General features: G+C 42.8%; 9 protein-coding genes, 7 tRNA genes, 2 other RNA genes and 1 pseudogene. 4 read left to right on the top strand and 15 right to left on the bottom strand.

Annotated features, from left to right (window positions below; translation table 11 throughout):
* Positions 1 to 10: 10 nt before the first annotated feature.
* The 5 genes from pgm to Phpb_RS12225 all read right to left on the bottom strand — a co-directional run bounded on the left by pgm (position 11) and on the right by Phpb_RS12225 (position 4,768).
* Complete coding sequence (pgm, locus tag Phpb_RS12205) at positions 11 to 1,651, bottom strand: phosphoglucomutase (alpha-D-glucose-1,6-bisphosphate-dependent) (RefSeq protein WP_065390569.1); 1,641 nt, start codon at positions 1,649 to 1,651, stop codon at positions 11 to 13.
* Between the two features lie 59 nt (positions 1,652 to 1,710).
* The gene (gene seqA, locus Phpb_RS12210; protein ID WP_036782502.1) at positions 1,711 to 2,235 is read right to left on the bottom strand and encodes a replication initiation negative regulator SeqA; all 525 of its coding nucleotides are present in this window, start codon (positions 2,233 to 2,235) and stop codon (positions 1,711 to 1,713) included.
* Between the two features lie 779 nt (positions 2,236 to 3,014).
* Positions 3,015 to 3,980 (bottom strand): glucokinase, encoded by a 966-nt coding sequence (glk, locus tag Phpb_RS12215; protein ID WP_065390570.1) that lies wholly within the window; start codon positions 3,978 to 3,980, stop codon positions 3,015 to 3,017.
* Between the two features lie 135 nt (positions 3,981 to 4,115).
* Positions 4,116 to 4,469 (bottom strand): hypothetical protein, encoded by a 354-nt coding sequence (locus tag Phpb_RS12220; protein WP_065390571.1) that lies wholly within the window; start codon positions 4,467 to 4,469, stop codon positions 4,116 to 4,118.
* Positions 4,466 to 4,768, bottom strand: a complete 303-nt coding sequence (locus tag Phpb_RS12225) for a hypothetical protein (RefSeq protein ID WP_065390572.1) — start codon at positions 4,766 to 4,768, stop codon at positions 4,466 to 4,468. The genes Phpb_RS12220 and Phpb_RS12225 overlap by 4 nt, the downstream gene beginning before the upstream one ends.
* Before the next feature lie 268 nt (positions 4,769 to 5,036).
* Between Phpb_RS12225 and nadS the strand changes: the two are divergent.
* Positions 5,037 to 5,302: pseudogene (gene nadS / locus Phpb_RS12235) on the top strand (NadS family protein).
* A 75-nt stretch (positions 5,303 to 5,377) separates the two neighbouring features.
* On the opposite strand, the gene Phpb_RS12240 reads toward nadS, so the two are convergent.
* The 7 genes from Phpb_RS12240 to Phpb_RS12270 form a co-directional block, all read right to left on the bottom strand.
* A non-coding RNA gene (locus Phpb_RS12240) (RtT sRNA) lies at positions 5,378 to 5,510 on the bottom strand.
* Positions 5,511 to 5,554: 44 nt separating this feature from the next.
* Positions 5,555 to 5,687: non-coding RNA, RtT sRNA (locus tag Phpb_RS12245), on the bottom strand.
* Between the two features lie 44 nt (positions 5,688 to 5,731).
* Positions 5,732 to 5,807: transfer RNA gene (locus Phpb_RS12250), tRNA-Lys, on the bottom strand.
* 35 nt (positions 5,808 to 5,842) lie between these two features.
* Positions 5,843 to 5,918 (bottom strand) — tRNA-Lys (locus Phpb_RS12255).
* 43 nt (positions 5,919 to 5,961) lie between these two features.
* Positions 5,962 to 6,037: transfer RNA gene (locus Phpb_RS12260), tRNA-Val, on the bottom strand.
* Positions 6,038 to 6,082: 45 nt separating this feature from the next.
* Positions 6,083 to 6,158, bottom strand: a tRNA-Val gene (locus Phpb_RS12265).
* A 30-nt stretch (positions 6,159 to 6,188) separates the two neighbouring features.
* A tRNA-Val gene (locus Phpb_RS12270) sits at positions 6,189 to 6,264 on the bottom strand.
* A gap of 271 nt (positions 6,265 to 6,535) precedes the next feature.
* Between Phpb_RS12270 and gltX the strand changes: the two genes are divergently transcribed.
* The 3 genes from gltX to Phpb_RS12285 all read left to right on the top strand — a co-directional run bounded on the left by gltX (position 6,536) and on the right by Phpb_RS12285 (position 8,403).
* Complete coding sequence (gene gltX, locus Phpb_RS12275; RefSeq protein WP_065390574.1) at positions 6,536 to 7,954, top strand: glutamate--tRNA ligase; 1,419 nt, start codon at positions 6,536 to 6,538, stop codon at positions 7,952 to 7,954.
* Between the two features lie 240 nt (positions 7,955 to 8,194).
* Positions 8,195 to 8,270 (top strand) — tRNA-Ala (locus Phpb_RS12280).
* Positions 8,271 to 8,327: 57 nt separating this feature from the next.
* Positions 8,328 to 8,403: transfer RNA gene (locus Phpb_RS12285), tRNA-Ala, on the top strand.
* Between the two features lie 95 nt (positions 8,404 to 8,498).
* Here the strand turns inward: Phpb_RS12285 and Phpb_RS12290 are convergent.
* The 3 genes from Phpb_RS12290 to ligA form a co-directional block, all read right to left on the bottom strand.
* Positions 8,499 to 8,714, bottom strand: a complete 216-nt coding sequence (locus Phpb_RS12290; protein ID WP_011145708.1) for a DUF3820 family protein — start codon at positions 8,712 to 8,714, stop codon at positions 8,499 to 8,501.
* 83 nt (positions 8,715 to 8,797) lie between these two features.
* Positions 8,798 to 9,982: a NupC/NupG family nucleoside CNT transporter gene (locus Phpb_RS12295; protein WP_065390575.1), complete on the bottom strand. Its 1,185-nt coding sequence runs from the start codon at positions 9,980 to 9,982 to the stop codon at positions 8,798 to 8,800.
* Between the two features lie 361 nt (positions 9,983 to 10,343).
* A complete protein-coding gene (gene ligA / locus Phpb_RS12300; RefSeq protein ID WP_065390576.1) occupies positions 10,344 to 12,362 on the bottom strand; it encodes an NAD-dependent DNA ligase LigA in 2,019 nt (672 codons plus the stop codon).
* Between the last annotated feature and the right edge of the window lie 59 nt (positions 12,363 to 12,421).

A 12,421-nucleotide genomic window follows, 5' to 3' on the forward strand; every position in this document is an offset into this window, starting at 1 on the left:
CGGACAAAAATCAACCGGCGGCAAAAACCTGGTTAACAATATCCAGTGCTTCCTGCTCAATTTTCTGCCGGTGCTCAGGGCCTAGGAGACTTTCACAATAAATTTTGTAAGCTTCTTCTGTCCCCGATGGGCGAGCGGCAAACCAGCCGTTTTCTGTTATCACTTTTAGACCGCCTATTGACGCTCCGTTACCAGAAGCTTTTGTCAACCGGGCTGTGATTGGATCACCAGCAAGCTTATCCGCTTTCACCATTTCTGGTGATAACTTGGCTAATAACGCCTTCTGCTGATACGTTGCCGACGCCTGAATGCGGCTGTAACTTGGCGTACCAAAACGAGCCGCCAACTTATTGTAATGCTGCTGCGGATTTTCCCCTGTTACCGCGGTCATTTCCGCCGCCAGTAAACACAAGATAATCCCATCTTTATCTGTAGACCACGGCGTACCATCAAAACGCAGGAAAGAAGCCCCTGCGCTCTCCTCTCCGCCAAAGCCCAACTCACCTTTATATAGACCGTCAACAAACCATTTAAAACCTACGGGCACTTCCACCAATTTACGACCAAGATCAGCGACAACCCGATCAATCATGGCACTAGATACCAATGTCTTACCTATCGCAACACTCTCTGACCATTGCGGACGATGGCGGAATAGGTAATTTATCGCGGTTGCCAAATAGTGGTTCGGATTCATCAAACCGGCTGGAGTGACAATACCGTGGCGGTCATAATCAGGATCGTTGGCAAAAGCCAAATCAAACTTATCGCGCATGGCTAACAAACCCGCCATTGCCCAAGGGGACGAGCAATCCATACGAATGACGCCATCATGATCCAAGTGCATAAAACGGAATGTCTGATCGACTTGATCATTAACCAATGTCAGATCCAAATTGTAGCGCTCACCGATACGCTGCCAAAACGCGATGCCAGAACCTCCCAAAGGATCAATACCGATTTTCAGCCCGGCCCGCTGGATAGCAGCCATATCAACCACATCGCCCAACGCGCTGACATACGGCTCAACTAAATCCTGCTGATGCAAATATTCGCTGTTCAATACCTGAACAAATGGCAAGCGTTTAATGCCTTTCAGACCTTCTGCAAGCAACTCATTAGCACGACGTTCTATAATTGCGGTCAAATCCGTATCCGCCGGGCCACCATCAGGTGGATTATATTTAATCCCTCCGTCTTCTGGTGGATTATGGGAAGGGGTAATAACAATCCCGTCAGCCAACGCTTGCCCCAAGCGGTTATAACAAAGGATGGCATGAGAAATCGCAGGTGTTGGCGTAAATCCATTATTTTCCTGCACAATCACATTGACGCTGTTAGCAGTCAAGACTTCCAATACGGAAATAAATGCCGATTCTGATAAAGCATGGGTATCTTTACCTACATAACAAGGGCCATTGATTCCCCGTTGCTTGCGAACTTCTGCAACAGCCTGAGTAATTGCCAGAATATGCGCTTCATTAAAACTGTGACGCTGAGAACTACCACGATGACCGGATGTACCAAATTTAACCTTATGCTCTGAATTTTCAGGCTGAGGATGTAAGGTGTAATATTGTGACGTAAGTTGCGCTACATTTATCAGATCACTTTGGCGGGCAATCTGTCCCGCACGCGGATGATTTACCACTTTAAATCTCCCCTGGACAAGAGCTGCGCTGTACTTTGTGTCAGCACAGCCTTAATCAGTTAAATCGTGCCACACACCTTGTCGATAAAATTGGCTGAGAATTTCATATCCTGCATAATTTGCTCAACCATATTACGCTTACGATCAGTATTGGTGTTAGTAATCACCCAAAAAGGTGTGCCCGGAATGTGACGAGGTTTAGTTTGTTTACCACTGGCGAGTAATGTCTGTTGATCACCAGCGAAATAAACACGGGTACGACCATGCATAGCATCAGTCGTCTGGGAAAAACTTTCGCTGTTCAAGCTATATAATGTAGATAAGATCAACATAAAACGCTCAACAGATTTTTTCTTATCAGAATAGTCATCTGAAAGTAACAATTCACGCATCACACGGACAGAATCACGCTGGCGGGCTACCGGCGCTTTCTCCACGGCACTGATAGGCTGTGCGTTTTGTACTGGCTGTTCGGCGTTAAATTTCAACATTCGCCGTAAAATATCAGATGCACTTTCACCAATATGTTGTGTATGGCTGGCAATATAGCGGTAAAGGTCTTCATCAACTTCTATCGTTTTCATTTCTATCCAGTACTGTTCTAAATAAAAAATTTTGACCGATTATAAAGTATAAAAAGAGAAAACAAAACAATTAAAATTTCAATAACTTAAAAGTATTTAAACATGAAAAACAGCATAATAAAATATCCACTTTTCATTTAAAATAAATCAATCAGTTACATAAACATTGTGAATATAAATCTCATTATCATGTTAAAAACTTCCCACAAGCAGGAGAATAAATTGTCGCTATATTGCAGAAAGTTTTTATGATGATAGTAAAGAATGTCACAAAACCTATTTATTCATTGTAAAATATCATATCAATCTTTTAATACCACCTATTTAGGCGTTGATAATCACATAATGATTTATTCTAAGTCACCGATAATAAGGGAATTTAATCCGCGAATGGGAAGATTGATTATAGACGGTAAAATAGTTTAAATTCATGGAGATGTATGTCTATCGACATTAAATCTTGACAGGAAATGTGTTTTAATAAATTACACACCTTTTATTTACATATAATATTCACGATTTGCCAAAACAAATCGTAACCATATAAATTGTATGAAAAAAATGTCAATGTCATTATTATTCCATTTTATAGAATTAAGGTTTTAAAATAAAATTTCATCTCCTGTTTTCAATGTGAATTATAACGACAATAATTTTTATCCATTAATTTAATAAATAATAAAATCATTAATATATAGTTACAATGATGATATTTTAAAAAATTACAGTCAGATATATACAATCATTAATTTTGAAATGTCTATATCTGACCTTGTAATTTAATTAATAAGTGAAAGCTGTTGCCGCAAATAGGTACCTGAACCTAATAATCCTGGTTGTGGATGAGTAATCAAATAAACAGGAATCTGTTGTATTAACGGTTTAAAACGCCCTTTATCTTCAAATCCATGAAGAAAGTTCGATTGCTTAAAGAACTCAAGAAACCGCGGCACTATACCACCAGCAATATACACACCACCAAAAGTCCCCATATTTAACGCCAAATTTCCGCCAAATCGCCCCATAATTTCACAAAATAGTGTCAAGGCACGATGGCAATATTGACAACTTTCATCCAATGCTCGTTGCGTCACAGTTTCTGGTTCTAAATCTTCTGGCTGACGATGATCCAAAATGGCAATCGCCTGATAAAGGTTTACTAGCCCACTACCGGACAAGATTCTTTCTACCGAAACATGCCCAAATTTACGCCGTAAAACAGCCAATATTGCATCTTGTTCTTCACTATTCGCGGCAAAATCTACATGACCAGCTTCACCAGGCAAACTTACCCATTGTTTGTCTACCTTGATCAAATGAGCTACACCAAGGCCAGTCCCCGCCCCGTAAACCGCTATCGGTTTGTCTTTAACCGCTTCTCCTCCGCCTAATTGAACCTTGTGTTCTTCTGTCAGCATTGGAATAGCCATAGATACAGCCGTGAAGTCATTGATCACATCTAATTTTTCTAGCCCAAGCGTCTGTTTCAGCTCACTAATCGAAAATGCCCATTGGTGATTGGTCATTTCTACCCAATCACCATTTATCGGGCAAGCAATAGCGATACATGCATAAGTCACTACTGTTTTTTGCTCCGCCAAATAGTGACTGATAATAGACTCTAATCCCGAGTGTTGTTTTGCACTATATGTTTCGATCCGCTCAATAGCCCCATTTTCCAAATTGCAAAGTGCTAATCTGGCATTGGTGCCGCCAATATCAGCAACAAGTCCGTAGAGATTCATTTTTATATCCTAATAATCAGCTAGTACAACAATTAGGTAAAGCTTATCCCATCTGGCATTATTGGTATAGATCGTTAAACCAACCTTACCAGTTGGTTTTTTACATTTATATACTATGCTGCTAAGACTATATGGTTAAGCAACCTTATGACGTTTATTGGATTTTCTTTTTTCACTTTTCATTGCTTTGCTGTGAGCTTCGGCAAGTACCCGTTTTTTCTCACTATTGGCAAAACGATTTAAAACTTGTCTGATTAATGGCTGATAACCCAGGCCATTAAGGTCTGCTATCATTTTCAAGTCTTCAATCAGAGACCGATTTAATCTGATTGAAATGGGCTGTAACTCCAGCGCTTCGTTAATCAGATCTTCTGTTACATCATCAGATACTTTAACATGAGCTTCACTACAACCAAGCTCACCGTTCTCCCATGCTTCATCAGTGGAAGCTATCAGGTTATTTGCTCGCTTATCAGTTTGCTTACTCATTTCTCTATTCCTACGCCGTATTTTCGGTAAATTCTCAATTCATCTTCGTTAGGTGCATAAGCTGTCCTTATAGCAACCCCTTTTTCAGGGTAATAGATAAAGACTATCTTTAACTTAACACCATAATCAGTTTCGGATATAAACCATTTAGTAGGAGGATCAGTTCTGTTATCTTCCCTTGTATCCTCAAGAAAACGCCCAACCCGATTAGAAAAACACTGGAGTATATCCTCTTCATTAACAGGCGGGTTTTTACCTGTTAATTTCAATCTGATGTTTGATGATATCAAGAGCTTCATGTGCTTCGGCGTTTTTAACTCATGGTTAATCTGTATATACAGAATACTCCGCTAGACAGATCTAAACAACTCAAAATGACTCACAAAATATCAATGGACTTTGTATCACTAATAGATAAGATATATTATTTGAACGTGAGATTTGTATATACACATAATGATGAAGCTCATGCTAAGAATATTGATGCTATTCTGCAATTTCACAGCACAAATACAGTACACGAGAATCTAGCTGTGGTAATAAAATTACTAAAAGATGAGGTGTAACATGAGTTTTCTTGACGAATTGAAAGCATCCCTAGAAGAAGCAGTTGAAATTAAACAAGGTAATAAAGCCGCAGCGCGTGTGACCCGATATGAAGTTGCCGACGTTAAAGCCATCCGTGCTCAACTTAACATTTCACAGGCAGAGATGGCGGAGGCTTTAAGCACTAGCCTTGATACAAGCGCCGAAACCCGACAGGACTAGCGGCAAAGGTGTTGGCTATCATTCAAGAAAACCCTGATTTCTATAAGGCCCTGGAGACCCATTGATTAAAAGCCAACGGCTCTACCGACTGAGCTAACAACCTGACTGTAGGAAAACTATTCTAATTGCGTCTTTTGAGATGGTGGGTCGTGCAGGATGACTCGGCCTACGGCCTCGCCCTGCGGGCCAGCGCTCACGCGCTGTTGTCTCGCTTCGCTCGGCTCGAACCTGTGACCCATTGATTAAAAGTCAACTGCTCTACCGACTGAACTAACAACCTGACTGTAGGAAAAATATTCTAATTACGTCTTTTGAGATGGTGGGTCGTGCAGGATGACTCGGCCTACGGCCTCGCCCTTCGGGCCAGCGCTCACGCGCTGTTGTCTCGCTTCGCTCGGCTCGAACCTGTGACCCATTGATTAAAAGTCAACTGCTCTACCGACTGAACTAACAACCTGACTGTAGGAAAAATATTCTAATTACGTCTTTTGAGATGGTGGGTCGTGCAGGATTCGAACCTGCGACCAATTGATTAAAAGTCAACTGCTCTACCGACTGAGCTAACGACCCATCTATAGGAGAACCACTCTGAATATCTTTTGGATTGGTGGGTCGTGCAGGATTCGAACCTGCGACCAATTGATTAAAAGTCAACTGCTCTACCGACTGAGCTAACGACCCGCACCAAAGATATGTGATACCGCCTGAAACAATCTTAATGAAGTGGTGGGCGATACCAGATTCGAACTGATGACCCCCTCCTTGTAAGGGAGATGCTCTACCAACTGAGCTAATCGCCCACTTCATGATGACTATTACTGCTTCTATACCACTGAATCTATGATTGGTGGGCGATACCAGATTCGAACTGATGACCCCCTCCTTGTAAGGGAGATGCTCTACCAACTGAGCTAATCGCCCAATCATAAAATCTTTTTTATCACAACGAGATGGTGGGCGATACCAGATTCGAACTGATGACCCCCTCCTTGTAAGGGAGATGCTCTACCAACTGAGCTAATCGCCCCGTCGTGATGGGGTCGCATTATAGGGATAGTTCAGAATGAGTCAACGCTTTTTCTAGAGAAAAATATCGTTCGTCTCAAAATTAAACAAGGGTGAGATAATTATCGTCACTATAGGGTACAGTTTAGACAAATACACTGACTTTTCTCAACAACTCCCCGTTAACAGCATTGAGGAATTAAGGTGCAGTGATAAAATAACCCCCCTATTTTATTACTTAAATCACCGATAACGTTCACTGAAAAAGTGAAACGTAATTAAGGCAATCCCCGATGAGTAAAATTAAAACCCGTTTCGCACCAAGCCCAACCGGCTATCTCCATGTTGGCGGTGCTCGTACCGCACTCTATTCCTGGTTATATAGCCGCCATAACAAAGGCGAATTTGTATTGCGTATCGAAGATACTGACCTTGAACGCTCAACTCAGGAAGCTATCAATGCCATTATGGACGGTATGAACTGGTTAAATCTGAATTGGGATGAAGGCCCTTATTATCAGACGAAACGTTTTGATCGCTATAATCAGGCGATTGATCAAATGCTGGAGCAAGGAAGCGCCTATCGCTGCTATTGTTCTAAAGAGCATCTGGAAGCATTGCGCGAAACTCAAATGGCAAATGGCGAGAAACCACGTTATGACGGCCGTTGCCGTGATAATTCATGTCAACATAACCCAGCTCAGCCCCATGTTGTCCGTTTCCGCAATCCACAGGAAGGTTCTGTTGTTTTTGATGATCGTATCCGCGGCCCCATTGAGTTCAGTAATCAGGAACTTGATGATCTGATTATCCGCCGTACCGATGGCTCACCAACGTATAATTTCTGTGTTGTCATCGATGACTGGGATATGGAAATCACTCATGTCATCCGCGGTGAAGACCATATTAATAATACACCTCGTCAAATTAATATTCTGAAAGCGCTCAGCGCTCCCGTGCCAGAATATGCACACGTTTCGATGATCCTCGGTGATGACGGTAAAAAGCTGTCCAAACGTCATGGTGCAGTGAGCGTGATGCAATACCGTGATGATGGCTACCTGCCAGAAGCACTGCTGAATTATCTGGTTCGTTTGGGCTGGTCGCATGGTGATCAAGAAATTTTCAGCATTGAAGAAATGACTGAGCTGTTTAGCCTGGATGCTATTAATAAATCCGCCAGCGCATTCAATACAGAAAAATTGCAATGGCTGAACCATCACTATATTAATACTCTGCCTCCAGAGAAAGTTGCCGTTCATCTAGCATGGCACATGGAGCAACAAGGTATTGATACCCGTAACGGTCCACAGTTGGTTGATCTGATTAAATTACTGGGCGAACGCTGTAAGACGCTGAAAGAGATGGCCGAATCCTGCCACTACTTCTATGAAGATTTTGCTGAATTTGATGCCGATGCGGCGAAGAAACATTTACGCCCAGTTGCCCGTCAACCTCTTGAAGTTGTCCGTGCAAAGCTGGCTTCAATTACTGACTGGACGCCAGAAAATGTTCATCATGCCATTCAATCCACCGCTGATGAGCTGGAAGTCGGTATGGGTAAAATCGGTATGCCATTGCGGGTTGCTGCTACCGGTGCAGGTCAATCCCCAGGTGTGGATGTCACTATTCACGCTATCGGGCAAACCCGCACTTTATCCCGTATTAATCAAGCGCTGGAGTTCATTACTCAACGCGAAACTCAATCTTAATTAATGCATCAAAGGCATCACTTATCGCAGGTGATGCCTTTCTGTTTTCAAAAAATCTCATTTAATTGCTGCCTTTTTACCACTTTCCCAAACACCTTCTATTTCTCTTCAACCCATTGCTCAGTCTTTGTGATCATAAAATTGATGGCTTTTTCAACGCTTGTTGTGAGAATGATAAGTTAGCCGTTGACAGTATTTGCAGGGTTTCATATTATGCGCCCCGTTCCATTAATTTTGATTGGGGCTATAGCTCAGCTGGGAGAGCGCTTGCATGGCATGCAAGAGGTCAGCGGTTCGATCCCGCTTAGCTCCACCAAATCCTTTATATTGAATCAAGGTATTTGGTACTAAAATTAGGAAATACCACACTCGTGGGGCTATAGCTCAGCTGGGAGAGCGCTTGCATGGCATGCAAGAGGTCAGCGGTTCGATCCCGCTTAGCTCCACCAAAATTATCAGGCCCTGAAAGCCATGCTTTCAGGGCCTTTTGGTCATTTCCATTCCTAACCACCATCATCGATTGAAAAACAAACTCCAGCTTTAGCTAGCCTTTTTTCAATGGTTTCACCAACGAATCTAGTCCCTCTAGTTTTATTGCTAAAGTCATTTCCATCAGCGCCCCCAATTTACCTTGTGGAAACTCCCCCTTACGAGCAAACCACAACAAATACTCTTCCGGTAAGTCAATGAGCATACGCCCCTTATATTTACCGAACGGCATTGCAGTATTAGCAATTTCTATCAGGTTCTCTTTTTCCATAATTTACACGTCTATAAGGAGGAATATGCGAAAGGGAATCTGCATCATCCATGATGCAATATTCCACGATAAAACATCATTTTTTACAGCACCAAACCTGCAATAGCCGCAGATAAGAAGCTGACAAGCGTTGAACCAAATAGTAGTTTCAAACCAAAGCGTGAAACGACATTACCTTGCATCTCATTCAAGCCTTTAATCGCACCCGCCACAATCCCAATGGAAGAGAAGTTAGCGAAAGAAACCAGGAATACCGACAAAATACCCTGTGAACGAGGAGAAAGTTCTGTCGCAATGGATTGTAAGCTGTGCATTGCCACAAATTCATTAGCAACCAATTTGGTTGCCATAACACTACCAACCCGTAATGCTTCATCTGTGGGAATCCCAATCACCCAAGCAAATGGATAAAACACGTAGCCGAGCATTTCCTGAAAACTCTTCTCAAACACCATACTGAACAGCGCATTAATAGCCGCAATCAGGGCAATGAAACCAATCAACATCGCAGCCACAATGAGAGCCACCTTGAAACCCGCCAAAATATATTCACCTAGCATTTCGAAAAAACTTTGGCCTTCGTGGAGATTGCTCATCTGAATATCTTCTTCACTGTCAACAGCATACGGATTAATCAGCGATAGGATGATAAAGGTACTGAACATATTAAGCACCAATGCCGCTACAACATATTTAGGCGCTAAAATTTGCATGTAGGCCCCAACGATCGACATAGAAACCGTTGACATTGCAGTCGCAGCCATCGTGTACATGCGACGCTCAGACATTTTTCCCAGTACGTCTTTATAAGCAATAAAGTTTTCAGACTGCCCAAGTATCAGAGAACTGACCGCGTTAAATGATTCCAGTTTACCCATACCGTTGACTTTAGACAGCAGAGTACCAATAACCCGGATAATAATTGGCAATAGTTTGATATGCTGCAAAATACCAATCAGCGCAGAAATAAAGATAATCGGACACAATACATTCAAAAAGAAGAATGCCAGCTTTGCATCCATCATGCCGCCAAAAATGAATTCAGTCCCTTCACCCGCATATTTCAGTAAATGCTCAAACAAGCCGGCAAATCCCATGACAAATTCCTGACCAACACCAGAATTCAGGAAAAACCAAGCCAAGATAAGCTCAATAACAAGCAATTGAATAACATAGCGAGGACGAATACTTTTACGGTCGCTACTCGCCAAAATAGCAAGGCCGCCAATGACAATCAAAGCTAAAAAGAAATGCAGGATCTGAGACATATCACACTCCAAACACGATAGAAAGCGAGTTTTTATCAACGCATTCTATGCAATAAAAGGCGATCAAATAAGGATATACCCGTTATCTTTCAAGTCGCGTCTTTGTTGGCTGCACTCGCTCACCCCGGTCACATAGTTCTCTATGCTCCCGGGGATTCACTCCCTTGCCGTCGCGATGCATCTTGAAATCCATAGGGTATAGATATCACATTAGACTGAAATAATTCTTACTGTAAATCTTTACTTAATGTATCTGATCACATTTTTAGTTGAATCGAATAAGATAAGCTTTAAAAATACCTTAATAGCATATGACTGATTATTGAGAAAAACTCTCAATAATCAGTATGTAAACAAAAAGTTATTCACCCAATAAACGGATCATTTCTTCTTCATCAATAACCGGAATATTTAATTCATTAGCTTTAGCGAGCTTTGAACCGGCAGCTTCACCCGCAATCACCAAATCTGTTTTCTTAGAAACGCTGCCCGTCACTTTTGCCCCAAGTGCAACAAGTTTAGCTTTGGCTTCATCCCTAGATAACTGATGCAATGAACCTGTCAGCACAACTGTTTTACCCGAAAATGGGCTGTCAATTTTCTCAGCTTTTGTTACGACAACCGGTTCCCAGTCGATACCGATATTATCGATCAGATCGTCAATGACTGTTTGGTTATGGGGTTCATTGAAGAAGTTAACGACATGTTTTGCCACCACTTCGCCAACATCTTGAACTTCTTTCAATGCTTCCTCATCAGCGGAACGTAATTTATCCAGTTCGCCAAAGTGAGCAGCCAAATTAGCAGCGGTCGCTTCCCCAACTTCACGGATACCCAACGCATAAAGGAAACGGGCAAAGGTGGTTTTTTTCGCTTTTTCCAACGCATCCACCACATTCTGGGCAGATTTCGGCCCCATGCGATCAAGCCCAGTCAACTTGCCTGCCGTCAGCCTGAAAAGATCAGCCGGGGTTTCGACATACTCTTTATCGACTAGCTGATCGATAATCTTTTCTCCCATGCCGTCAACATCCATCGCCCGACGGGAAACAAAATGTCTAAGCGCCTCTTTACGCTGAGCGCCACACACCAATCCCCCCGTACAACGCGCTACAGCCTCCCCTTCAATCCTTTCAATATCTGCCCCACATACCGGACAATGTTCAGGGAAAACAACTTCATTGCTGTCCTGCGGCCTTCTCTCTTCCAAAACACCGACAACTTGTGGAATCACGTCTCCAGCACGGCGGATAATAACCGTATCGCCAATCCGCAAACCTAAACGTTCAATCTCATCCGCATTGTGTAATGTTGCATTACTGACAGTCACACCAGAGACCAATACTGGCTCCAGACGTGCTACCGGAGTGATCGCACCAGTACGACCAACCTGAAACTCAACATCACGAACAATCGTCATTTGCTCTTGAGCGGGAAACTTGAACGCCGTTGCCCAACGTGGCGCACGAGCGACAAAGCCTAATGTTTCCTGTAATTCCAGCGAATTAACTTTGACAACGACACCATCGATATCAAACCCCAACGCGGAACGCTGGTTTACAATATCATGATAAAAATCAATAACCTGTTGACTATCAGTACAAACTTTAACTTTATCGCTGACCGGCAATCCCCATTTCTTAAACTGTATCAATCGCTCGTAGTGACTGGCTGGTAATTCTCCCCCTTCCAATACGCCAACACCATAACAGAAGAAAGCCAATGGGCGTTTAGCCGTAATACGGGGATCGAGCTGACGCAACGAGCCAGCCGCCGCATTACGTGGGTTAGCAAATACTTTTGCCCCCGTGCGACGCGCATCCTCATTCAGTTTCTCAAACCCTTTTTGCGGCATGAAAACTTCACCGCGAATTTCAATACGCGCTGGAATATTTTCGCCGAATAGACGCAGGGGAATTGCACAGATAGTCCGTATATTTGATGTAATATTTTCCCCGGTTGTACCATCACCGCGGGTTGCAGCCCGTACCAACTCACCATGTTCATACAACAGGCTAACCGCCAAACCATCTAATTTCAGCTCACAGCATACAACTAAATCCTGAGTCTCTTTCAGGCGGTCACGCACTCGCTTATCAAACGCCAGATAACTCTCTTCATCAAATACGTTATCCAGTGACAACATCGGAATTTCATGGCGAACTTGTTCAAAAGCCGTCAGAGGAGCAGCCCCAACCCGCTGTGTTGGTGAATCCGATGTAATCAACTCAGGGTACTGTTCTTCAAGGTCCTTCAATTCCTGCATTAACCGATCATATTCTGCATCAGGGATCTCTGGCGCATCCATGACGTGATACAGATATTCATGATGACGCAGTGTTGTTCTGAGCTTTTCTATTTGTTGAGCCGTTGATTTCATGATTTATAACCAGCGATAAAAAGCCCCCGGCTGGCGGAGGCTTGAACATTCGATAAATT

The sequence above is a fragment of the Photorhabdus namnaonensis genome, assembly GCF_001684335.1.
GTDB lineage: Bacteria > Pseudomonadota > Gammaproteobacteria > Enterobacterales > Enterobacteriaceae > Photorhabdus > Photorhabdus namnaonensis.

Coding starts and splice junctions, on each gene's coding strand:
- gltX (WP_065390574.1), top strand. CDS start 6,536: ATGAGTAAAATTAAAACCCGTTTCGCACCAAGCCCAACCGGCTATCTC.
- Phpb_RS12220 (WP_065390571.1), bottom strand. CDS start 4,469: ATGAGTAAGCAAACTGATAAGCGAGCAAATAACCTGATAGCTTCCACT.
- Phpb_RS12295 (WP_065390575.1), bottom strand. CDS start 9,982: ATGTCTCAGATCCTGCATTTCTTTTTAGCTTTGATTGTCATTGGCGGC.
- seqA (WP_036782502.1), bottom strand. CDS start 2,235: ATGAAAACGATAGAAGTTGATGAAGACCTTTACCGCTATATTGCCAGC.
- Phpb_RS12290 (WP_011145708.1), bottom strand. CDS start 8,714: ATGGAAAAAGAGAACCTGATAGAAATTGCTAATACTGCAATGCCGTTC.
- ligA (WP_065390576.1), bottom strand. CDS start 12,362: ATGAAATCAACGGCTCAACAAATAGAAAAGCTCAGAACAACACTGCGT.
- glk (WP_065390570.1), bottom strand. CDS start 3,980: ATGAATCTCTACGGACTTGTTGCTGATATTGGCGGCACCAATGCCAGA.
- Phpb_RS12225 (WP_065390572.1), bottom strand. CDS start 4,768: ATGAAGCTCTTGATATCATCAAACATCAGATTGAAATTAACAGGTAAA.